The following is a 21,468-nucleotide window of genomic DNA, read 5'->3' on the forward strand; positions in this document are numbered from 1 at the left end:
AAATATCATATTTAAGGGCAAAGCAAGGCCGTTGATTTCGTTGGATTTCTCATCTCACAATTAAGGGCTACGCGACAAGAGGAAAAGTGTCTTGCCCGGATCGCCCAGCTCACGGGCGACAAGCCGAACGGGACCAGCCGTATCGAGGAATCCGAAGCCGCGATCGAAATCTACGTGAATGTCGAAGGGGTCGAAGAGCCGTGGCGGTGCCTTGGCTACAAGGACGGCTCAATTGGCGACGTTTCCTACACGGGTAGTGAAGGCGACCTTTGATCGACATCGCTGACATCGGAATCAACCCGCGCTGCCGTCGATGGACGGACGCAGTCGGCCCTGCATCGGGACCCCATTAACCGGTGCGGGGCCGACCTAAATTTGTGTAGAAGAAGGGGGCAAACAGAACGATCATGAAATGGTTCTTTTTCATATTTCTGGGTCTTTACGGGTTCGCTCTGCTTCTCTTCCTGATCGGCACCTTCGGATGGTTCGGCCAGGAAAAGGATCCGCTTTCTGTTGTCTTTCTCATGCCTCTCGGATTGCCCTGGAATGTTCTGGCGGCTCGTGTCGGTATTTCCGGCTTTGCCTCTGCGGCACTGTCTCCCGCCATCAACGCGGCGATCATCTACTGGTTCTGGAAGAAATAGGGCCGGACGCCTGTGCCGAGATTTCCGACCTGACAAAGTGAAAGAAATACAATGAGTAAGACCTGGACAGGTTTGCTGTGCCTTGTCGCCGGACTGGTCCTCGGATCTGTCGGCGGAACGGTACTGGCCGGAGGCACCTTGGCGGGTGCGGGCGCTGCGGCCGGGATTACTACAGGCGTTTGCGCGACCATCCAGTCGGCTCGCAATGCCGATCTTCTGTCAGAGGCCGAGGCCGATACGCTGCTAGATCAGATGGCAAAGGATTTCTCCAATAACAATATCGATGAAGGGGTGGCCGCAGATTCGGCCAAGGAATGTTCTGACTTCATGGCAAAATAGGCTGGTGATGGGGTTATCAAGCTTCAGATCCACCGGCTCGAAATCAGTCGCCGCCCGCTATTCGCAGTGGCTCTTTCCACACGACCGATATTGAGACGCCACTTCAGTCGAAACGCTCTGCAAACCCGACAGCTTGCACCGGAACATAAACATGAAAGCGGCAAAAACTTTCCGTTTCCAATTCGGTAGCGGCGGCGAAGAAAGTGGCAGTTCGGAGTTCGAGGCCCTGGACTTTGCCATCGGCATCGACCGCTTGTCGCGCGAAACTGCAAGCGAGCATGCTTCGGTCTGGTACGGCAGCGCGTTCTTGGGAAATCTGGTCAAGGACGAGCAAGGGGTTTGGCGCCTTCAGAAGAGGTAGCCTCCATAGAATGGCTGAATGGTCTGTGTACTCATTGTATGGCCAGACATGGTCATGCCGCCTCAGTTGTGCAGCCATTCAACCCAATGGCAGTTTCACAAGCCTCGGCAGGGGGGAGGCAAAGGACTGTGCTGGGGCCATACGGCATACCTCAGCAGGGCGATGGAACCGAAATTATCCACTGATTTGAGTGCCCATTATTGTCCGGTCCGGTGCGCCAACTCTCCTTCAATCCGGCTGAGCGTGCCCTCGGCGGTATGCATCACCTTGACGGCTACGCATCGTGAGCGCTGCGAAACCTGACAGAAGCAGGTAGCAGGCGGCAGGGACCACGAACGCCTGCCCGAAACCCGACAGGTCCGCGACTTTGCCGGTCACTAGCGGCACGATCGCGCCGCCGACGATGGCGGTGCACAAAAGGCCGGATGTCGCTTCTGGATTGGCGGTCGAGCGCTCCAAAGTCAGTGTGAAGATCAGCGGGAACATAACCGCGTTGAACAGGCCGATACCCAGCGCCACGAATCCGGCAGCTACCCCGCCGTTCAGCACGATGAAGGCGCACATTGAAGCGGCTGTCACCGTAACGATGCCCAGCAATCTTGCCGCATCGAACCGCGCCAGCAGGAATGAGCCGATGGCGCGTCCGACCATCGCGCCTCCCCAATAGAATGCGACGGCCTTGCCGGCTTCCTGCAGGCTGACGCCGACAACCCCGTCACTTGCCATCGCGTGGCCCAGCAGGGGAACGGCGAAGGCAGCGTCGGATTGGCCCCAGATGTCCGGCGAATTCAGGAACAGCGCCATTTGCGTGCCGATTGCCACTTCGGCACCGACATAAAGGAAGAGCGCGCCGCTACCGATCAGGGCCCAGCGTGCGGACAACGCGTCTTTCAGCAAGGCTATCATGCACTGCCCGCCCTTTGCAGGAGCAGCGCTGGTCAGAACCTTGCGCGACAGGAAGAAGAACGCGAGCAGGATGATGAGCAACCCGCAGATCCAGAAATAGGCCCGGTCAATTCCTGCGAGTGCTGCATCGCGTGCGGCAGGGGTGACGGCTTGTCCTTCGGTGACTTCGATCCCGTCAAGGAACAGGACCGCGCCAAGGTACGGGCCGATGAAAGTGCCGAAGGAATTGAAGGTCTGCGACAGGGTTAGCCGGAAATGGCTTCGCGACGGGTCGCCCAATGCAGCAGCCAAGGGGTTTGCCGCGACCTGCAGAACCGTGATGCCGCTGGCGAGGAGGAACAGGCCGACCAGAACGAAGGCGTAGCTGGCTACATTGGCTGCGCCCAGCATGACGCCGCAGGCTAGCACCATCGTGACAAGGGCCAGCAGGATCGCCCGGACCGCACCGTTTCGCGAAACGAGTGTCGCCGCAGGCATCGAAATCAGGCCGTAAGCGATGAAGAACGCAAAGGCCGACAACTGCGCTTCAACGTTGGACAGCTTGAAGATCCCCCTCACGGCTGCAACCAGCGGGTCGAGCATCGAGGTGATCAGACCCCAAGCAAAGAACAGGGTTGTCGTCGCGAGAAATGCGGCCCGCACGGTATTGGTCTGCTGTCTCATGGATGCGATCCGGCCTTATTGCCTGCTGTTCGTTTCACGCATCGGCGCGCTGTTCGACAGATGCCGTCTATCCGCCTGCGTCTTGCGCCTGGGCTCCGCATCGCATGCTATCGCTGGGGAGGGGGCGATCCCCCGCCCCAGAACGACTTTGGCGTAAAGGCAGGAAAGCTGGCTGATTACTGGCTCGCTTTCGTACCGACGCGATTGCCGCCTTCATCCAGCTCGATCCCTGCGTAAGAGACTGCGACCTGACGATCGGTGTCCGATGCATCTTGGCCGAGTGCGAAGGCATAGCTGCCCGCTTCTGCCGTCCAGCCATTGCCGTTCCATTCGGACAGGACGCGGGGATCGAACGTGACCCTGACTTCGGCAGATGCGCCTGGTGCCAGTTCGCGCTTGGCAAATCCGACGAGGCGCTGGCGCGTTTCTCCATCGACCGAGACGAGATAGACCTGCGCAACGTCTGCGCCAGCCCGATCGCCCACGTTTTTGATCGTGAAGCGGGCCGACAGGCTGCCGTTTTCGGCCCCCTCGATAGCAAGGTCACCATATTCGAATTCGGTGTAGCTCAGACCGTGGCCGAACGGGAAAAGCGGGGTGGCCCCCTGCTTCGCGAACCAGCGGTAGCCGACGTCGGAGCCTTCGATGTCGTAGTCCACGCTGATCTTCTGGCCCGGCGCACCCTTGCCGAAGAAGCTGGGGGTGATGTCGCCCTGTCCGTCGAGCACGGGGCGCGGTGTCTGATCGATGTCGGCGGGGAAGGTGATGGGAAGATGGCCCGACGGATTGGTACGGCCCAGCAGCACCTCGGCAATGGCTTCGCCGCCACGGGCGCCGGGGTACCATGCCTCCACGATGGCGGCGACATCGTCCTTCCACGGCATCGTGACCGGCCCGCCGGTCTGCAGCACGACGATGGTATTCGGGTTTGCTGCCGCGACAGCCGCGATCAGCGCATCCTGAAAATCGGGGAGCGAGAGATCCGGCGCATCGAAGCCTTCGGTCATGAACTGGTCGGCAAAGACGATCGCAATATCCGCGCGGGATGCCAGCTGCGCCGCTTCGGATGCATAGCGTCCGTCGCGAAAGTCGATCTTTGCGTCAGGTGCCATCTCGCGCAGTGCAGCTAGCGGGGCCGAGCGGTTGAAGGCGGGATCGGTAAAGGAGGCGTAGGTGGCATGTTCTGCCCGCAGGCCCGGCTCTGTGATCGAGGGGCCTTCGTCTCCGAAAACGCGCGAGGAACCGCCGCCGACCATCGTTCCCGCATCGGCATGGCCGCCGATTACAGCGATCGATTCCACATCGGGGCCAAGCGGCAGGATGCCGTTCGGGTTGGAGAGAAGAACGATGCCTTCGCGCGCGACCTGCAGTGCGATCTCTTCGTTCGCAGCAGCGTCGACCGCAGTTTCAACCGGAAGGTTGGTGTCGAGCCCGTGGTCATAGATCGCATAAAGGACGCGGCGGGCCATTTCGCCAAGGCGCGCCGACCAGGCCTCGTCCTGCTGCGCAGCCTCCAGCAGCGGTTCGCCAAGGAACAGACCTTCATCGAATTCCGCACCCGACTGTTGGTCCAGCCCGGCCATCGCGAAATCGAGCGATTCGACCGCGCCCCAGTCCGACATGACGAAGCCCTTGTAGCCCCAGTCATCGCGCAGCACATCGGTCAGCAGGTACTTGCTGTTGCAGCTGAGCGGTCCGTTGGTGGCGTTATAAGCGCACATGACGGCGCCGGGATTGCCGATCTCCATCGCGATTTCGAACGCAAGCAGGTCGCTTTCGCGGATGTTCGCGTCACTGATGCGCGCGTCCATGATCTGGCGGCCCGTTTCCTGCGGGTTGATGGCGAAATGCTTGATGGTCGAGATGATGTTGTTCGACTGAATGCCCCGGATCGCGGCACCGCCGAGCAGGCCCGAATGGAGCGGATCTTCGCCGAGATATTCGAAAGTGCGGCCATTGCGAACTTCGCGCATCAGGTTGATGCCGCCGGCCAGCAGGACGTTGAAGCCCTTGGCATGGGCTTCGGCCCCGATCATGCGGCCGCCTTCTTCCAGAAGATCCGCGTTCCACGTCGCACCTTGCGCGATGGCGGAGGGAAGCTGCGTCGCGCCGCTGCCGCGCGCACCGTCGAGCCAGGTGACGCCCATGGTGGCGTCGGTTTCCCAAAGCGGCGGCACGTTCAGTCGCGGCACGCCGGGCACGAAGCCCGCACCCGTCCGCGCCTCTGCCGGCGGTTCACTACTAAGCAAAGGCATCGTGACATATCCGCGGGTCAGGCCGATCCGCTCTTCGTCGGTCATCTGCGCTTCGACTTGCCTTGCGCGCTCTTCGACTGGGTCGGTCGCCACTGCGTCGTCAGCCTGCGCAAGTGCGGGCGCCGCGCAAACAAGTGAGACCGCAGGTATGGAAATGGCAGCAAGTAACCGATGCGTGGGAAGGCGCATGACTTCTCCAAAAATATAATCAACCAATTGGTTGGTTTTTGGATGGAGCAGCCCTTGGCGTCAACAGGGTATGCCAAATGCCGTTCAGCAAACCCCATGCATGTGACGGCTGGCGCGGTCTGATGCGCCGCGCTATCGCGTCGAAATGCCGAGAAAACCTTCGAAACCCAGCCAGGCGCGGTCCGAGGAGACCAAGGCCCGGATTCTCCAAAAGGCGCGCGAAATCTTCGCAGAGCGGGGATTTAGCGGGGCGATCATCCGCGACATCGCGGCCGAAGCCGGTGCCACGCACTCGATGGTGATCTACCATTTCGGCAGCAAGGAGCAGCTTTGGCGAGAAGCGGTCAGGGACATGTTCCGCGTGCTCGACGAAGAAGTCGTCGTGATGCTGGAAGAAGAAGCCGAGCTGCCCCTGGTGGAACGCTTTCGGCGGGTCACGCGCCGGTACGTGCGATATTGCGCCAAGCATCCCGAACACGCACGGATCACGATTTCCGAAACGATCCGTGGCGGAGAGCGGCTGGCCTGGATGATCGATGAATTCGTCACCAAAAACCATGAAGGCGTTCTGCCGATGCTGGCCCAGTTGATGGACGAAGGGCACCTTCCGCGGATGCCGGTGCCGGCGATGCTCTATGCCTATGTTGGCATGACGCAGATGCCTTTTCTGCTGGCTGCCGAATCGCGGTTAGCTACCGGATATGACCCGATGGATGACGCGGCGATCGATGCATATGCGGAATCGGTCCTCGGACTGACCTTGCGCCCTTAATAATCCTCACGCCTGAGCCTGGGAAAAATGACACCCTGTTATTTCCGCTAGGTCATCGGCTGCGCCATTGACAAAATAAACCAAATGGTCGAATTGGGCGCCGCGCCTGGTCTCACGCCTTACGGGATCAGGGGCGCTATTCGGCGTCCGCGCCGAATAGATTTCTGATGGTCAAACCTCTCTCTCCAAGACTCATCAGATTTCCTGCGCGAACCACGCGACCCTCGCGCGGGATCCAAAGCAGGAGCCCGGCTATCCCCCCATCCCCCCTACCAGCCGGGCTCCTGCGATCGGGATCCGGTTCGCAGCGACAGCGCCAGGCGCAGTTTTTTTCAGCAGACCACTGGCTAGCGGACGCGGGCGGACGGGCCGCGAAACCGCAGCGGGTTCAAGCAATGTTGGCTCATCAGGCTTATGCCCGGCCACCGACCGGACATGCGCCTGTGTTGACCGTCAGAAACGGACCTTCGCGCTAACCGATGCGTTCAGCGGCTTGGCAGGCTGGATGTTGTTGTCGCCGTGCGCGCTGGGATAGTAATCCTCGTCAAACAGGTTCTCGACGTTCACCTGCAGCGCGACGTTCGGGCTGACATCGAAATAGCCAGCAAGATCGACGCGGGTGTAGGACGGCAGCTTCACCGCATTGCTCAGCGAGGCATACTGGCTGGATGCGTGCACGATGCCCCCGCCGATGCCGAAGCGGGGCGAGAAGTCGTAGCGCGTCCACGCGGTGAAGTGATGGTCGGGCACTTGCTCGAGGATGGTTCCAGCCTCGGTGCTGCCGACGCGTGAACGGACCTTGCCGTCGAGATAGCTGTAGCCGATGTTCGCGTTCCAGCCGGGAGCCAGTTCACCAGCCAGCTGCGCCTCGAACCCGCGCGTACGGGTCTTGCCGGTCAGGATGACAAAGCCCGGATTGTCGGGGTCGGTCGTCTGGCGGTTGGACCGTTCAAGCTGAAACACGGCCGCGGTCAGCAGCAGTTCCGGGCGCGGCGACCACTTGATGCCGGCCTCGATGTTCTCAAACTTTTCAGGCGCAAGCTCTGCCGACGTCGGGCTCAGCAGGACGAACTGATCACCGGCTTGCGGCAGGAAGCTTTCCGAATAGCTGGCATAAAGCGAAAGCTCTTCCTGCGGCTTCACCACGACGCCAAGACGCGGGCTCCACTTTTCGTCCTTGCGCGATGCTGGCGTGTCGCTGACGAGGTTCACGGTTTCGAGATCGAAGCTTTCAAACCGTACGCCGCCGATGATCTGGACGAACTCGCCCAGCTCGATCTGGTCCTGCACATAGGCGGACAGGACAGTCAGTTCCGACGCGCGGTCGCGGGCCAGCGGTTCGAGGAAGAACGCCGGAACGTTGATCTCGTCTGCCAGCGGCACGCTTGTCGAGGTGGGCCCGTCGACAGAACCGAAGTGAACGACATCGCGCGGATTGCCGGTTTCCTGACGGATGACTTCGAAACCAGCGAGAAGCGTGTGGCCGATGCCGCCGGTGTCGCCCTGCCAGACCAGGTTGCCCTGGCCAATCCAGTTGCGGCGCGTGGTCGCATCGCGATAGCCGGACAGCGAAACCGTGTCTCCGTCGGTGCCCGAAGGGACGATGTTGGCATAGACCTTGTCGTAGTCAGCGAACTGACCACTGACGTTCACGCTCAGCGCGTCGGAGAAATCATGCTCGACGCGGGCACGCGCGATGTGGACCTGCGCGCTGGCTTCGTTGAAGCCGGGCTGGCCGAAGAACGTCTTGTCATAACCCGTCAGCGGCGCACCGTTCAGCGAGGGTACGCCGCGATCGGTCACACGCTCGTCATCGTCGTAGCTATAGCCGAGGATAACACGCGTATCGTCGCCCGGTTCAAGCGTGACGGTCGGGCTGATGCCGAAGAAGCGCCCTTCGTATTCGTTGCGGTGGCTGTCGAATTCCTCGTACGTCGCGTTGAGACGCGCGGCCGCAATCATCGACAGCGGCTGGTTCACGTCTGCGGACAGCGACCATGCGCCGAACGTATCGACTGCACTCTCCGCCGAAACGAAGGCGGTATCCGCACGGGCGGTCTTGCTGACGCGGTTGATCGCACCGCCGCCCGCTCCGCGACCGAAGATCAGGGCGCTGGCGCCTTTCAGCACTTCGACACGCTCGATATTGTAGAGCGAGCGATAGTACTGCGCATCGTCGCGCAGTCCGTTGAGGTAGAAGTCGGCCGTGCTCTCCTGACCGCGGATGAAAACCTCGTCACGGTGGCCTTCGCCCGATTCCAGAGAGACACCGGCGACGAAGCGAAGTGCGTCGTTCAACTGGCTGACGCCCTGGTCATCGATCTGGTCGCGCGTGATGACCGAAACGGTCTGCGGGACATCGATCATCGGCGTCGGTGTCTTTGTCGCGCTGGACCCGTCTTCAAGGGCGTAGCCATCACGGTCGGCAGAGACGACGATTTCCTGCGGGAGATAAGAGCGGCGATCACCGTCATCCTGCGCAAACGCCGGAAATGCAGCCAGCGCCGACGCAAGCATAAGCGACGTGCGGATGGAGCATGCGGAAAAGCGGCGAACAGACATCAGAACCTCCCGAGGATTGCGATTGATTCGCAATTTCGCCGGGACTGCTAATGCGAGGAGATCGCAAAAGCAACAGCGGCTTTGGCGATCTCCGTCGTCGTATTGCTTTAAGGCGTCATCGGCAGGCCGGGTTGGCGGCGTCAGGTAGCGTGATGAAGCTTATGCTCGCCGCGGCAAGCCTCACCGGCCCTTCGACGCTTTCGCCATGTATTTCAGGCCATTCGTCATCGGGGCCGAGGCTCAAGGCCTGTCCGTTCAGGTACGTCGCTTTGGTATCGTCTTTGCCGGTCAAGCTGTAGACTTGGGCGGGACCATCGATCCGTAGAACCTTCCTATCCGTCCCATCGAGGTTCAGCGCCAGCAAGGTCACACCGCCCGGCACGCCACGCTGGCAGTGCGCGTAGAGGCGCAGACCGTCTTCGGCGCCAAGGATTGCTGCACCGAGAACCCGGCTCCCCATCGTTTGCCGCCACAGATAGGCCGTCCAATAGTTCGGCCGAGGTGCGAACGTATCTTCGTCGAGCAACGCATAGTCGCTGGCCGCCAGAGTGTTGTGCATGACGACTGAAACGCCCTGCTTGGCCGCGCTTGCCAGTTGATCGGCGAAGCGGAAGCTGTCGGCGAAAGTCGCGGCTTGCGGGTTGCCGCCACAGGCTGTCTCCGCCGTTTCGCTGAGCCAGACCGGGGCGCCGGGGGCAAGAGCATCGCGAAGGCGCATGGTATTGGCGATCGCTCCATCGATCCGGGAAAGCCATTCCGGCCCGCGAGGGTCAGGCGTCACGCCGGAACAACGCTTCGAAATCTCACCATAGAAATGGAAAGAGACGACGTCGGGCCGGGTCTCGCCGCCCGGAACCAGATCCTGCGCAGGCAGGGTCCTGATGAAAGCGGGAAGTTCCCTGCCACCGCCGAATTCGAAAGCGCCCGGAGCCATGATGCGCGTGTCGGGAGACCGCGCTTTCATCCACGCATGGAACCTGTCGTAGTCGCGCCGATAGTCGGCGGCCGCATAATCCGCTGGCGGCTGAGTGCCGCTGATGAGGTTCGGTTCATTCGCGAATTCGGTCGCCGCGATAACGCCGCCAAGTTCGTCGGTGGCCTGCATCCAGCGTTCAGCCACACCGCTTTGCCAGACGCCATCAGCGTCGCGGGTGCCCGCGCTCGTCGGCATCGAGACGACGATACCGGCATCGACTTCTTTCGCGAACTCGATCGCGCCGCGCCATTGCGCCTTGGTCAGGACGGCATCGAAACCCTCCGGGGCGGGGCCAGTGTGGGCCTCTTCGTCGAGGTAGACGGTCGCATTGGCCCAAGTCCCGCTGTACCGGACATAGGCGGGGCCAAGCGCGGCAGCCAGTTTCCTGATCCGCGGATGGGACAGATCAATCGGCGGGCGGTATTCGTACTGATCGTCCTTGTCCGCGACACCGCCCCGGTAAGGTTTCCAGAAGCGACCGCCGGTCAGTTCGACCATTTCGACATTGTACGACAGGAAGCGATCGCTGGTCGTGCCTACCAGAGGCAACGTGGCCGTATCGATCACCGCGTCGGCACTCTGCGTATCCACGGGCCGGACGGTGACGCATCCCGCAAGGCCAACACCCAGCAAGCCAGTTAAAAGCAGACCAGAAACCCGCATCGCTGTCACTTGCCCAGCGGGATGAAGCGTGGGCGCTTCACCGTGCTCTTGTTGGTGAGAAGAAGCCGCGCTTGCGTCCCCCATTGACCGATGAACAGGTCGTCCTTGCCGTCGCCGTCAAGATCGCCTTTCCCCATGCTCCAACTGCGGCCGACAGTATCGGAAGGGATCATCGGGAGGGTCACGTCCGTAAAGCGACCCTTGCCGTCGTTCTGCCAGGCGCGAACTTGCAGCGGTACGTGGCCCGGGATCTGGATGGCGCTGACGACGATGTCGGGCGCGCCGTCGTGATTGAAGTCGACGACTTCACCGCCCCAACTGGAAAAGCGATGTTCGGGCAGATTGCCGTCCGTTCTGTCTAGCCAGCGCCCCTTGCCGTCATTGATCAGCAAACGTGTTTGCGGGTCCTTGTCCCACCTGCGGTTGTTGCTGGTCAGGTTGAAGTAAAGAATGTCGGGAAGCCCGTCCGCGTTGGCGTCCAATACGTGAACTTCGCGGGTCATCATCGGAACCGTGATGTCCAGCCTGTCGGATGCGTCACTGAACCGGCCAGTCCCGTCGTTCAGGAACAGCTGGTTCGGCGGATCCTGATTGGCGATCAGCATGTCGAGATCGCCGTCCCCGTCCATGTCGGTAAGGACGATGCCCTGCGTGCCCAGTTCGCTTTGCGGCAAGTGCGTTGCGGACACATCGATGAAATGGCCGGGCCGGTCCGGATCGTTAAGCAAGAGAAAGTTCTGGGCCGAACCGGTTCCTTTCTCGTTGGTATTGCCGATCACGATATCGGGCAGGCCGTCACCGTTCACATCACCTATCGCCAGCGCATTGCCCTCGCTTCCCTTGGGAAGCCGGTCGCTCGCATCGGTGAACCTGCCTTTCCCATCGCCGAGGAAAAGCTGGTGGACGCCGTCGTCCTCTGACACGAAGACGATGTCTTCGAAGCCGTCGCCGTCGAGGTCCGCGCTATCGACGTGTTCGCTGTCGTGCCGCTCATATCCGAACGCGCCTTCGACCCAGGTCAGGGTGCCATGGCCGTCGTTCAGGTAGAGCCGGTTGACCCCGTACTCGACGGCGACCACCACATCGAGATCGCCATCCCCATCGACATCGACGAATACGGCATCCAGCGCATGCAGCCATGGGGCTATGGGCACGTTGATGCGCGTGGCATCGATATATTCAGGCGAAGCCGCGGATTGGGCGTGCGCGCTGCCGGCGGCAAGGGCGCAGAGAGCGGCGAGTGATCTGCCAAATGCCTTGGTCATTGCGCATCCCCGCTTTCACCAAACGTGCCGACGTAAAGTCCGGCCCGGCCCGCAAATCCCACCGCTTCGCGCGTCTTCAGCGCAAAGGCGAAGCGCTTTCCGTCATGCGAGATGACCGATTGGTGCGCCTCTGCGCCCAAGTCGCTGAACCATGTCAGTCGGCGGGGGCTCGACGGGTCTTCGCGGTCGACGACGTAGAGGTCGAAGGGCCGATTAAAGCCAGCGTTCGGCCCTGCCGGCGCATAGCTCCGCAAGGTTTCGGGCACAGGCAGGGGCCAGTCGACCTTCCTTTGCATGAAGGCCATGAAGCCTTCGCCATGACTGCTCAGCCCGCGCCACTGACCCTGCGGGTCAGACGCACGATTGGATTCCTCCAGCCCGAAGCGTTCGTCGGCGAAGAGGTGCGTCTCATTGTGCGAAGGATCGCTATAGAGAGACGTCACTTTGCCGCTGGCGATGTCGACTTCCACCATTTCGCCGTCCAGCGTGTCGCCCCGGTCCATGATCGTGTAAAACGTGACCGCACTGTCCCCGCGCGAAAATCCGTAGGTTTCGGCGACCGTCACACCGGCGAGCGTCGGAGGCTCGGTACTGTCGTATAGAGTGCGAGTGTCCAGCAGGCTGGCCTCGCCATCTTCCACCACCAGTCTGGCCATTCGGACCAGAGATTTGCCGGTGCTGGCATCGCCCCATGCGATCAGGGTTCCGCCAGCGCCTGTGTTGCGCGAGATCGCGATCTCGCCGAAGGCGTTCGCCTCCAGCGGCTGGACCTCGCCGAGCGTTGCCGGCATCCAGTACAGTTCTTGCCCTGAAGGTCGCGTTCCGTCGGCATCGCGCCGACGGGGGGCAAGCAGCAGGAAGCTGTCGTCCTGCAAGTAGTATATACGCGTCACATCGCGATCTTCGCCAAGGTGACAGGTGAGGCAACGCACCTCGCCCGTCGCAAGGTCGATTTCGGAGGCGGGCGTATTGCGCGTATCCGCCTCGGTAAAAGCAAGGCGAGTGCCGTCGAAGGACCAGTCCGGGCGGCTGCCATGATCGAGCACGCGTTCGATCTCGTAAGGCGCGGTCATGTAGTCGATCTGCGCGTCTTCCGCCAAGGCATTGGTCGGGGCAATCGTTGCAAAAAGGGCGATTGCCCAGGCAGCTGGCATGCTCTGACGTGGCATGGTCTCTCCTTTGAAAACGGTGAGGCGGCCCTCAGCGGGCGAGAAAGGCATATCCCTTGGCGAGCGCTTCGAACCTGCCGCCTTCGAAGGGGGGCTCCTGCTCGACGTAGAATTGGCGAACGCCTGCCTGATAAGCGGCTGGCAGCAGCGCGGCCCAGTCGATGATCCCGCTGCCGATGGCGGCCGAGACCTGCTCGAACCCGAAGTTGGGCTGCGTCTGCGCGGAAATGTCCTTCACGTGCATCAGGCGCGTACGCCCCGCCATCGACGTGATGAAATTGACCGGGTCCAGGCCCGCGGCGGCGACCCAGCCGACATCGACTTCGAAGCTGACGAAATCAGGTTCGGTCTCTTGCATGAGGATGCCCCAGCCGGTCGTGTCGCCGACGGGCGCGAATTCGCAGTTGTGGTTATGGTAGCTAAGCGCAACGCCCGCTTCGCGCAGCAATTCGCCGCGTGCGTTCAGCAAGGCCGCCGTGCGCTGCCACAGGCCGGCACCCTGTTCACGCACCGCGCGGTCCAGCCATCCGCGGAAAGGTTCGTCCGGCTTGCGGGCGACGTCGCGCGGGAAAATGAACATGCGCATCACGACTTCGCGCGTGCCCAGAACGGCAAGGTCGTCGGCAAGCCGCATGGCATCGTCGGCACTGCTGCCAAGATCGGTATCGCCGAGGTGAATGCTCGTGATCTTGAGGCCCGACAGATCTGCGGCCTTGCGCAGGTCGCTGACATTGTGACCATGCAGCCCCGAAAGCTGGACCGATCGGAAGCCGATTTCAGCCAACCTGTCGAACGATCCGTGCAGGTCTTTCTCGACGTTATCGCCCAGTGTGTAAAGCTGAGCGCCGATCGGGAGATCGTTGGAGGCGAAGAAGTTCGACGATTTCGCCCACGCCGGCATTCCGGAGGTGACAAGGGCGGTGAAACCGGCTGCAAGTGCGGTCCTGCGGGTGGTGCGAAGTGTCGCCGCGCGGGGGCGGTTCGATATGGGAAACTGAGCCATGCGGAATGGGTAAGGCTGCATTCGCTTCGCGGCCAAACAAATCTTTTACATTGTAAAAAACTATCCGCCTGCCGTTCATTCTCACGCGGCGTTTCGTGCTAGAGGCTAGTGTCATGACGGTTGCAAAGATGGGTTCGGGGCAGACCAAGGTCCGGCGCAAGTCGCTTGCGGAGACGGAGCCCAATTCCGAAAAGGGCAGGGCCCGGCGCGAGCTTATTCTGCGCGGCGTGATCGATATTCTTGCCCGCGAAGGTTATCGGCAGCAATCGCTTCGCGAACTGGCCAAGGGGCTGGGGATGGAGGCGCAGCACGTCCTCTACTACTTCGCAAACAGGGACGACCTGCTGCAGCGCGTGATCGAATTGTGGGACGAGGACACGGTCGAGCGGCCCGAGGATGCCGGTCTGAAATTGCCTAGCCTCGATCTTTATATCGCGGCTGTCCGGCGCGTCGCGAAAGCGCCGGGTATCGGGCATCTCTACCTCTCGCTGATGAACGAGGCGGTGGCGCCGACCCACCCCGCACATGACTTCATGAAAGCGCGGCAGGGCCTGGTGCTTAAGGACCTGACCGACGCGATCATGGCCGAGCAGGAGGCAGGCGCGATCCCGCCCACGTTCGATCCCGCCCGCAGCGCGCGGCAGCTGTCAGCATTGGCCAATGGCCTGCAGCTTCAGGCGCTGATTGATCCGGACTGCGATCCGGCTGCCGACGTCGCGGCAGCCATCGCGCAATTGCGCAGTTCCCGGTAAGCCGAAGTCAGCGGCCTAGCGCGCGACTGCAAGGACGATTTCCCTGCTGGGTGACTGCCCCGTTGCCAAGGCGGGCGGCAGGACCGCCTGCCGCGTGGCGACTTCGATCTGGCCGTCGGCATTGCGCATCACGGCCCTGAGGCAGGTATGCCGCACGACTGACATTTCCAGCGGCCATTCGTTGAAGCCGCAGACTTCCTTCCCGGCCTCCCGCGCTCTTTGCCTCAGCGTTTTCTGTCCATCGTCCGTGTCGAGCCGGAGATCGGCATAGCTGACCCGGACGACTTTCGTCGCTGTCACGGTCACAGGCTCGGCAAAGGCGTTGGCCGCGAAGATGGCCGCGACATAACCAAGAGTTATCAAACTTGCGCGACGCAACATGATCATTCTCCTTCATCGCAATATGATGGGCAGAGAATGCGGGCAGAGATGGCCGTATCGCTAGGATGAAGACCTGATATTTACCTGATGCCTTTCTGACAAAAGCCTGTATTTTTAGGAAAAGATGCGACGTGCACCTTAATCCCGTTCTTTCCGCATCTCGCGATACATTGACTCGCTTCACTGTCGCGCGGTAAATTTATTCAGTCCATTTCAAAGCAAATTCAGGCCATGAACGATGGCTGCAACCAGAATCGATCTCGCACACGAGCCCGACTTTACCGCCGGTCCGTTCACCGTGCTTCCACGCACGCGCGAACTTGTCGGCCCCGAAGGGGATCGCGTCGTGCTGGAGCATCGGGTCATGCAGGTCCTGATCGCGATTGCGCGCGTCGATGGAGAGATCGTCACGCGGGATGATCTCATCGAGACTTGCTGGGACGGCCGGATCGTTGGCGAAGATGCTCTCAACCGCGTGATTTCCCGCTTGCGCAAGGCACTGGCGAAAGTCGGTGACGGCATCGCCCGGATCGAAACGCTGCACAAGGTTGGATACCGGTTGATGCTGGAGGCAGAGCCGGACGCCGCGCCGTCATCTCCGCTGACGACCAGCCGCCGACAGGTGCTTGCCGCATCACTGGCCGCCATTCTGGTCGGCGGGGTCGGCATCTACGCGGGAACGCGCAACCGCGCTGGAATATCACCCGAGATCATGGCGCTGCTTGCGCAGTCGCGGCAACTGCTGGGGCAGGAAACCCGCGATGCGCAGAATCAGGCGATCGGCTTGCTGAAAAACGTCGTCGGGCAAGCCCCGGCTTTTGCGGACGGGTGGGGCCGTCTGGCGCTGGGCTATGGGCTGGTGTCCCACACGCGGCTGCGTGCAGAGGCTGAGGTCATGCGGTCCCGTGCCCTTGCCGCCGCACGAGAGGCGCTGGAGATTGACCAAAACAATGCGTGCGCTGAAATCGCGGTCTCTGTCTCCCTGCCCTGCATCGGCAGTTATATGGAGCGGGACCAATGCCAGCAGCGCGCCTTGAAGGCAGAGGCGCGAAATTATGATGCGATCGTGTGTACGGCCAACACGCTGCAGTTCGTGGGGCGCAATGCTGAAGCGGTCGACCTCTATCGGTCACTCCCAGACGGGCCGGTGACCCCTGCGGATCGCAACAACATGATCCGCGCCTTGTGGAGCGCGGGCCTTGCCGAAGAGACCGACCGTGAACTGGTGCGGGCGACCTCGCTCTACCCGACGCAGATTTCGATCTGGCTGACGCGGCTCTACATCAAGCTGTTCAGCGGCGATGTCGGCGCGGCGGTGGCGCTGGCGCATGACACGCGCAATGCGCCGACAGGGACCTTCCCCGACAGGGTGGCGCGGTTCGAATTGCTGGCCAGTGCGCTTGAAACTCGGCAGGAGGGCCAGGTCGACGCCGCAACCAGCATGTTGCGCGAACGGGCCAAGATCTGCGTTTACGAGGCGGAATTGTCGATGAGGGGGCTTTGCGCGCTAAACCGCGTGGACGAGGCCTTTGTCGTGGCTGACGCCTACTATTTCAACGAAGGCTACAGCATCCCCGACTTTACGCCCGACGGCGGCGTGTCGATCAAATGGCGCAATACGCGCCAGTTGTTCGAGCCGGTCACTGCGCCCATGCGCGCCGATCGGCGTTTCGAGCGCCTAGTGGCGCGACTTGGTCTTGCCGAATACTGGGACGCTGCTGGTTCGCAGCCTGATTACCGCAGAGCCTGACCGGAAAAGCGCGATCAGTACCGTCCGTACTTCACGTCACCATGCGCATCGAGCCGGACCGAGGTGTAGGGTAGCTGAAGGTAATCCAGCACGCGGTCAGCATGCCTGGAAAAGCCGGTCTTGTTCCTGCCGAACAGGATTTCACCCACGTTGAGCCCGACGCCGACGAACAAGTGGCGGCGCGGCTCTTCCCCGGCGTCGATGTCCGACTTCAGGAAGTTCGAGGCGTAATACCCGAGCTGCAGATCGAGGAACCGGAACGGCGTATCCTTCAACCCTTCGAAACCGCGCCCCTTGATCGAGAACATGTAGCGCTGCTGCTCGTAATGCTTGCGCCCGCGATAGGAATAGATGTCGTCGTTGGGCACAATCTCGAGCTTGAAGGCGACCTTGTCACGCAGGCCCGGAACGGTGTTACGCAGGACAGAGAACAGCGCCCCTGCCGTATTCATGGCCACGTCGTTCAAAGAATAGCCGGTGTCAGGCTCGATCCCGTCGGACAGTTCGTTCGCCGCCATCAGTGCCGATGCAAGGGCTGCGGCAACCCAGACATCGCCCTGCGACGCATTCGTCGTCTCGTGCAGGCGCATGTGCAGGATTTCGGCGATCAGGTACGTGTCGAACGCGTGCAGCATCTTGTCGGAGCCGAGGCTGCCGGTGTCCTTCCCGAACCAACCTTCGTCATGGAAGCTGAAGCTGTCGGTTTCGCGAAACAGCTTTTTCCCGCTCTGCGCCGAGAAATAGAGCGCGAACAGCGCCATTTCGGTCGTGATCGTGCTGAACTGCGCGCCGAAGTTCTTGTGCGTCGCGTAAGCGTGCGGCACGTGGTCGGCCCACCGCTTGAGCACAACATCGCCGTCCGCATCGAAATAGGGGTTGATCTCGGGCTGACCGTCGATCCCGACCGGCGTTTCCACGGCGGTGGGTTCCGGTTCTGCCGGCCCGTATGCGTCGCCATCCTGCGCGGCGAAGCGGGCAAGATCGAAACCGCCGTCCGACAGGATCAGCAGAGGGCCGTTGCCGCCACGGCCAGGCATGGCGCCAGCGACCGTCGCAATGTCGGTAAGATCGCTACCCTGCTCCACCGAGGCGAGCGCATCGCCATCGATGCCGGGCATCGCGATTTCGTCCAGATCGAGAGTACGTGCCTGAGCCCCGCCTGCGGGCAGGGCAATGGCAGCGACAAGGCATGCCAGTGAGGAGACGCTCGTCACGAGGTGCTTGCGCAATGTATTCGTCTCCGGGTGCGACCAATTGGATCAGGAGGCCAAACCATACTTTGATGGCGGCTTGAACCCCTAATTGCTTCAACGCGATGATACTCGGCGTAAATTCGGCAGGGTTCGACCTGAAAACGAAACCATGCACATTTCACCGCCGCTTGAAGCGCCCCCGCATCCGGCTGACAACACCGCGAATGCCGGTCTTGGGTTCGTTCTGATAGGATCGGGTCCCGACTTCGTCGACCGACAGGTTCCCGATCAGGGTCTCGTGGCGAAGACGGGAATGGAGCAGTGGGGCAAGCGAGCGCTGCGGACGGGGGTGGTCGCGGTGCTGTTCGATCGCCCGCAACACTTCGTCGACCTTGCGTTCAAGATGAGGGGTCGGATCGAACAGGGCTTGCTCGGCCCATTCCCGGTTTACGACTGGCGGATTGTCGGGGTCGATCTCCTCGAACGATCGCATCAGGTCCGATCCGTAGAAGAACTGGATACCGGTATCGTCGTGCGCGCCGAAATCGCTGATCAGGGCCGTCGGCACGCCTGCGTGCACGGCTTCGAGAGCGACCGTCGAGGTCACCGTCAGGCACAGTGAGGCATCGGCCAGAAGGTCCTCGACCGGTTCGTGCGAGATCGAGAGGTTTGGCGGGCTGGCCCCGACAACCTGTCCTGCGGCCGCCAGCGTCGCTTCGATATGAACGCGCGCGCGGTGCAGGGTGAATTCATCGATCCCGTGCCGCGGTTTGATGACCAGCTCATAATCCGGAAACCGCTGCGCCAGCTGCACTAGTTGTTCGGAAAGAAACAGGCGGTCGTTCCGTGATCGCGGGATCACCGTCTGTTCGAAAAACACGATACGCTTGCGCGGCTCTTCGGACCGCTTGATCGGTGCGAGAAGCGAAGGCAGGCCGAAGACTGAAGCGTTGGACGCATCGGCCCCGAATGCGGCGCACATCCCCTCGTAACGCTGCAGGTCGTCCTGCGCGTTGAGCCACAGGAAGTCTGCGGGCGCACGGCTGGCAAAGCCGTCATAGTGATAACGCAGCACCGCACCGGGGTAGATGCCAAGAACCAGCGGGCGGCTGGCATCCGTCATCTTTTCAAAACGCAGGAAGAAGCGGCGCCATGCCGAACCGTCGACCGCAAGGATCAACAGGTCATAACGCGACAGGACTTCGGGAACGCAAAGCGTGTCCAGTGTCTCGACCGACCCGTCGAACGGGACGTTGAGGCGGTTCAGCTGCGCCTTGGCAATCTGGTCGGCCCGCGTCTGCAGGAGGGCGAATTCGACCTTGGCACCCGCATCGGCAAAGGGACGGCCGACAAGGCAGGCTGATCGAATGAAGGAATCGAAACCTGCGACGAGCAGGATGCGCGCCGGCCGTTTCATGCAGACCTACCTTTCACCAACCAATCCCCGGGCCGGTCCCTTAGCGCGGCGTCGACGAAAGAAAAAGCTCTGCCATCGTGCGCAGGGCCCCGTTTCCCCCGTCCTGAGGGAGAACCATGTCGGCAACTGTCAACGCCGAAGGGTGGGAGTCGGCAGGGCAGAAGGCAAGCCGAGCAGCCTTCATGCAATCCACGTCATTGATGTCGTTACCGACAAAGGCGATTTCATCCCAGGTGAGGTCGTTCTGCGCCAGCCAGCCGGCCAGTACGTCCATTTTCTTCTCGACGCCGTGGATGACTTCCAGTTTCAGCTTTTCCGCACGCCTCGCCACGACCTGGTTGGTTTCTTTCGACAGAATCAGGATGCGAAAGCCGGCCTTGCGCAGAAGCTCTAACCCCATGCCGTCTCTGCGGCTGCACATGACTGCTTCGCGCCCGTCCTGATCGACGAGGACTTTGTCGTCGGTATGCACCCCGTCGAAATCGGTCACGATGGTCCGGATGCCGGAAAGGCCGGTTCGGGCCAGCAACCGGGCGTCCATCTTGTGCGCCATCGCTTCGGCTACATGCCAATCCGATGGATCATCGATTTCAAGCGAGGGCGTTTCCAGCGCAACGGGAACCGCGCGGCCGCAAAAACGAACGCCTCGTTCGCGGAACGGCGCAACCTTCATGACGTAGATCGCACCGGTTTCACGGAACTGGGGCTCCATGTCCTGTCGGCGCTGGCGCGGTGCAGTTTCATCGTGATTGATGCCCGCGCCCGCCCCGTCGCCATCGATGCGCCACAGGAAACCGTGGTCTTCCTTGACCGAAAACGCGCAGTCGCCGCCCTCGGCCAGCGCTGCCGTCACGGCGTCGATGTCCTCGGCCGACGTAAACGGCGACGTGCATTGCAGGAACACAACAACATCAACCGGGGCACCATCGCGTTCGAGCACATCGATCGCATGGAGAAGCGCACTTTCCGAAGAAGCCTGATCGCCGGAGATCTCGGCGGGACGATCGACGACCCCCGCACCCCACAGGCGCGCGGTTTCGACAATACGGGCGTCGTCGGTGGAGACGTACACCTCGTCCACCGACGATGCCGCGATCGCAGCCCGGATCGACCGGGCCACGAGCGGAATTCCGCCAAGCGGTTTGATGTTCTTGCCGGGGATGCCTTTCGAGCCGCCCCGCGCCGGAATAATCGCGACAGTTCGCACTAGTTCGTCACCCTCCTGCCGGAGGGTGATCCCCCGTCATCGCGCCAGATTCACGACCTTGCCATCGTCGGCCGAAGCTTTCCACTTCAGCTTGTCGCGCTGGACCTGTTCGATCGGCAGCACGTCTTCCGACTTGTACGTCAGCGTCTTGGCGATGTTGCGAACGTCGCGGCACAGGCGGCGCAGGCCGTCGGGTTCGAGGCTGGCGGCGTGGTCGGTGCCCTTCCAGGTCCGGTCGAGCGTGAAGTGGCGTTCGATGTAACCGAACTTGCCCTTGCCGTAACGCTCTTCACCGATGATGCCGGTGGTCATCGCGGCGACGTCGGCAGCGATGCCAAGGTGGTGGCCCGAGAAGCCGATGTACTTCACCTTGTCGCCGAACTGTTCCTGCAGGCGATTGATTTCGAGCAGGCAGAGATCTTCGAACGGGACCGGGTAGCCCGAGGTGCAGGCATAGACCACGAGATCCTTGGAACGGCCCTGTTCGGCATAGAAGTCGATCAGTTCTGCAATCTCGTCGCGCGAGGTCATGCCGGTCGAAACGTGAATCTCGCCGCCATAGTTGTCGCACAGGTACCGCTGCAGGTCGTAGTGCTGGTTCGTTGCCGACGGGATCTTGATGAGCGTCGGGTTGAGCTCGGTAACCTCACGGGCCGAAGTCATGTCCCAGACCGAGGTCGAATACTCGATACCCAGTTCGTTGCATTCGTCGCGCAGTTCGCGGTGCTGGTCGAGCGTGAATTCGAGGAATTCGCGGTGGGCACCATAAGTGTCGCCATAGGCGTTGGCTGGCACAGGATGCGGCGTTGCATATTCGACGGGGCTGAGAAGCTCGCGGTTGCAGCGCTTCTGGAACTTCGCGACATGCGCGTTGCAGACCTTCGCCGCCACGCGGATGAGTTCCTTGGCGATCTCCATGTCGCCCTTATGATTGCAGCCGATCTCTGCAATGACCTTCACTTCGCTCATAATTCGACCCGAATCCTTGTTTTCAGTCGCAC

The 21,468-nt window shown here is 61.5% G+C and carries 18 protein-coding genes; 6 read left to right on the top strand and 12 right to left on the bottom strand.

The features are described from left to right. The first annotated feature begins 407 nt into the window (after window positions 1-407). The 3 genes from KIH45_RS15605 to KIH45_RS15615 all read left to right on the top strand — a co-directional run bounded on the left by KIH45_RS15605 (window position 408) and on the right by KIH45_RS15615 (window position 1,344). Window positions 408-644 (top strand): hypothetical protein, encoded by a 237-nt coding sequence (locus tag KIH45_RS15605; protein WP_213176936.1) that lies wholly within the window; start codon window positions 408-410, stop codon window positions 642-644. Between the two features lie 51 nt (window positions 645-695). Next, window positions 696-983, top strand: a complete 288-nt coding sequence (locus KIH45_RS15610; RefSeq protein ID WP_213176937.1) for a hypothetical protein — start codon at window positions 696-698, stop codon at window positions 981-983. Between the two features lie 151 nt (window positions 984-1,134). Continuing rightward, window positions 1,135-1,344: a hypothetical protein gene (locus KIH45_RS15615; RefSeq protein WP_213176938.1), complete on the top strand. Its 210-nt coding sequence runs from the start codon at window positions 1,135-1,137 to the stop codon at window positions 1,342-1,344. A 228-nt stretch (window positions 1,345-1,572) separates the two neighbouring features. Here KIH45_RS15615 and KIH45_RS15620 read toward each other — a convergent pair whose 3' ends face one another. Together KIH45_RS15620 and KIH45_RS15625 are read right to left on the bottom strand one after the other, a co-directional pair. Then, window positions 1,573-2,913, bottom strand: coding sequence for an MFS transporter (locus KIH45_RS15620; protein ID WP_213176939.1), 1,341 nt, complete (start codon window positions 2,911-2,913; stop codon window positions 1,573-1,575). A gap of 176 nt (window positions 2,914-3,089) precedes the next feature. After that, the gene (locus tag KIH45_RS15625) at window positions 3,090-5,261 is read right to left on the bottom strand and encodes a beta-glucosidase family protein (RefSeq protein ID WP_337925498.1); all 2,172 of its coding nucleotides are present in this window, start codon (window positions 5,259-5,261) and stop codon (window positions 3,090-3,092) included. A 241-nt stretch (window positions 5,262-5,502) separates the two neighbouring features. Here KIH45_RS15625 and KIH45_RS15630 point away from each other — a divergent pair, with 241 nt between their 5' ends. After that, window positions 5,503-6,129 (top strand): TetR/AcrR family transcriptional regulator, encoded by a 627-nt coding sequence (locus KIH45_RS15630; RefSeq protein WP_213176941.1) that lies wholly within the window; start codon window positions 5,503-5,505, stop codon window positions 6,127-6,129. A gap of 453 nt (window positions 6,130-6,582) precedes the next feature. Here KIH45_RS15630 and KIH45_RS15635 read toward each other — a convergent pair whose 3' ends face one another. The 5 genes from KIH45_RS15635 to KIH45_RS15655 form a co-directional block, all read right to left on the bottom strand. Continuing rightward, window positions 6,583-8,691 carry a TonB-dependent receptor gene (locus KIH45_RS15635; RefSeq protein ID WP_213176942.1) on the bottom strand — a complete coding sequence of 703 codons (2,109 nt, stop codon included), beginning with the start codon at window positions 8,689-8,691 and terminating at the stop codon, window positions 6,583-6,585. A 115-nt stretch (window positions 8,692-8,806) separates the two neighbouring features. Further along, entirely contained in the window at window positions 8,807-10,258 is a 1,452-nt protein-coding gene (locus KIH45_RS15640; protein ID WP_213176943.1) for a hypothetical protein, read from the bottom strand. Between the two features lie 77 nt (window positions 10,259-10,335). After that, window positions 10,336-11,595, bottom strand: coding sequence for an FG-GAP repeat domain-containing protein (locus KIH45_RS15645; protein WP_213176944.1), 1,260 nt, complete (start codon window positions 11,593-11,595; stop codon window positions 10,336-10,338). Further along, a complete protein-coding gene (locus KIH45_RS15650; protein ID WP_213176945.1) occupies window positions 11,592-12,764 on the bottom strand; it encodes a hypothetical protein in 1,173 nt (390 codons plus the stop codon). Before KIH45_RS15650 ends, KIH45_RS15645 begins: the two co-directional genes overlap by 4 nt. Before the next feature lie 31 nt (window positions 12,765-12,795). Next, window positions 12,796-13,767, bottom strand: a complete 972-nt coding sequence (locus KIH45_RS15655) for a sugar phosphate isomerase/epimerase family protein (RefSeq protein ID WP_213176946.1) — start codon at window positions 13,765-13,767, stop codon at window positions 12,796-12,798. A 113-nt stretch (window positions 13,768-13,880) separates the two neighbouring features. On the opposite strand from KIH45_RS15655, the gene KIH45_RS15660 reads away from it, so the two are divergent. Continuing rightward, complete coding sequence (locus KIH45_RS15660; protein WP_213176947.1) at window positions 13,881-14,519, top strand: TetR/AcrR family transcriptional regulator; 639 nt, start codon at window positions 13,881-13,883, stop codon at window positions 14,517-14,519. Window positions 14,520-14,534: 15 nt separating this feature from the next. On the opposite strand, the gene KIH45_RS15665 is transcribed toward KIH45_RS15660, so the two are convergent. Further along, window positions 14,535-14,900 carry a UrcA family protein gene (locus KIH45_RS15665; RefSeq protein ID WP_213176948.1) on the bottom strand — a complete coding sequence of 122 codons (366 nt, stop codon included), beginning with the start codon at window positions 14,898-14,900 and terminating at the stop codon, window positions 14,535-14,537. A gap of 238 nt (window positions 14,901-15,138) precedes the next feature. On the opposite strand from KIH45_RS15665, the gene KIH45_RS15670 reads away from it, so the two are divergent. After that, the gene (locus KIH45_RS15670) at window positions 15,139-16,650 is read left to right on the top strand and encodes a winged helix-turn-helix domain-containing protein (RefSeq protein WP_213176949.1); all 1,512 of its coding nucleotides are present in this window, start codon (window positions 15,139-15,141) and stop codon (window positions 16,648-16,650) included. Window positions 16,651-16,664: 14 nt separating this feature from the next. On the opposite strand, the gene KIH45_RS15675 is transcribed toward KIH45_RS15670, so the two are convergent. The 4 genes from KIH45_RS15675 to KIH45_RS15690 form a co-directional block, all read right to left on the bottom strand. Next, the gene (locus KIH45_RS15675; protein ID WP_213176950.1) at window positions 16,665-17,879 is read right to left on the bottom strand and encodes a DUF2279 domain-containing protein; all 1,215 of its coding nucleotides are present in this window, start codon (window positions 17,877-17,879) and stop codon (window positions 16,665-16,667) included. Window positions 17,880-18,021: 142 nt separating this feature from the next. Beyond that, a complete protein-coding gene (locus tag KIH45_RS15680; RefSeq protein WP_213176951.1) occupies window positions 18,022-19,260 on the bottom strand; it encodes a DUF6716 putative glycosyltransferase in 1,239 nt (412 codons plus the stop codon). A 40-nt stretch (window positions 19,261-19,300) separates the two neighbouring features. After that, window positions 19,301-20,467: a cytidylyltransferase domain-containing protein gene (locus KIH45_RS15685; protein WP_213176952.1), complete on the bottom strand. Its 1,167-nt coding sequence runs from the start codon at window positions 20,465-20,467 to the stop codon at window positions 19,301-19,303. A gap of 36 nt (window positions 20,468-20,503) precedes the next feature. Next, the gene (locus tag KIH45_RS15690; RefSeq protein ID WP_213176953.1) at window positions 20,504-21,436 is read right to left on the bottom strand and encodes an N-acetylneuraminate synthase family protein; all 933 of its coding nucleotides are present in this window, start codon (window positions 21,434-21,436) and stop codon (window positions 20,504-20,506) included. Window positions 21,437-21,468: the final 32 nt, after the last annotated feature.

The organism is Croceicoccus gelatinilyticus (genome assembly GCF_018398395.1).
In the GTDB taxonomy this organism is placed as follows: Bacteria; Pseudomonadota; Alphaproteobacteria; order Sphingomonadales; family Sphingomonadaceae; genus Croceicoccus; species Croceicoccus gelatinilyticus.

Coding starts and splice junctions, on each gene's coding strand:
- KIH45_RS15620 (WP_213176939.1), bottom strand. CDS start 2,913: ATGAGACAGCAGACCAATACCGTGCGGGCCGCATTTCTCGCGACGACA.
- KIH45_RS15645 (WP_213176944.1), bottom strand. CDS start 11,595: ATGACCAAGGCATTTGGCAGATCACTCGCCGCTCTCTGCGCCCTTGCC.
- KIH45_RS15655 (WP_213176946.1), bottom strand. CDS start 13,767: ATGGCTCAGTTTCCCATATCGAACCGCCCCCGCGCGGCGACACTTCGC.
- KIH45_RS15690 (WP_213176953.1), bottom strand. CDS start 21,436: ATGAGCGAAGTGAAGGTCATTGCAGAGATCGGCTGCAATCATAAGGGC.
- KIH45_RS15630 (WP_213176941.1), top strand. CDS start 5,503: ATGCCGAGAAAACCTTCGAAACCCAGCCAGGCGCGGTCCGAGGAGACC.
- KIH45_RS15660 (WP_213176947.1), top strand. CDS start 13,881: ATGACGGTTGCAAAGATGGGTTCGGGGCAGACCAAGGTCCGGCGCAAG.
- KIH45_RS15610 (WP_213176937.1), top strand. CDS start 696: ATGAGTAAGACCTGGACAGGTTTGCTGTGCCTTGTCGCCGGACTGGTC.
- KIH45_RS15615 (WP_213176938.1), top strand. CDS start 1,135: ATGAAAGCGGCAAAAACTTTCCGTTTCCAATTCGGTAGCGGCGGCGAA.
- KIH45_RS15635 (WP_213176942.1), bottom strand. CDS start 8,691: ATGTCTGTTCGCCGCTTTTCCGCATGCTCCATCCGCACGTCGCTTATG.
- KIH45_RS15605 (WP_213176936.1), top strand. CDS start 408: ATGAAATGGTTCTTTTTCATATTTCTGGGTCTTTACGGGTTCGCTCTG.
- KIH45_RS15665 (WP_213176948.1), bottom strand. CDS start 14,900: ATGTTGCGTCGCGCAAGTTTGATAACTCTTGGTTATGTCGCGGCCATC.
- KIH45_RS15680 (WP_213176951.1), bottom strand. CDS start 19,260: ATGAAACGGCCGGCGCGCATCCTGCTCGTCGCAGGTTTCGATTCCTTC.
- KIH45_RS15670 (WP_213176949.1), top strand. CDS start 15,139: ATGGCTGCAACCAGAATCGATCTCGCACACGAGCCCGACTTTACCGCC.
- KIH45_RS15650 (WP_213176945.1), bottom strand. CDS start 12,764: ATGCCACGTCAGAGCATGCCAGCTGCCTGGGCAATCGCCCTTTTTGCA.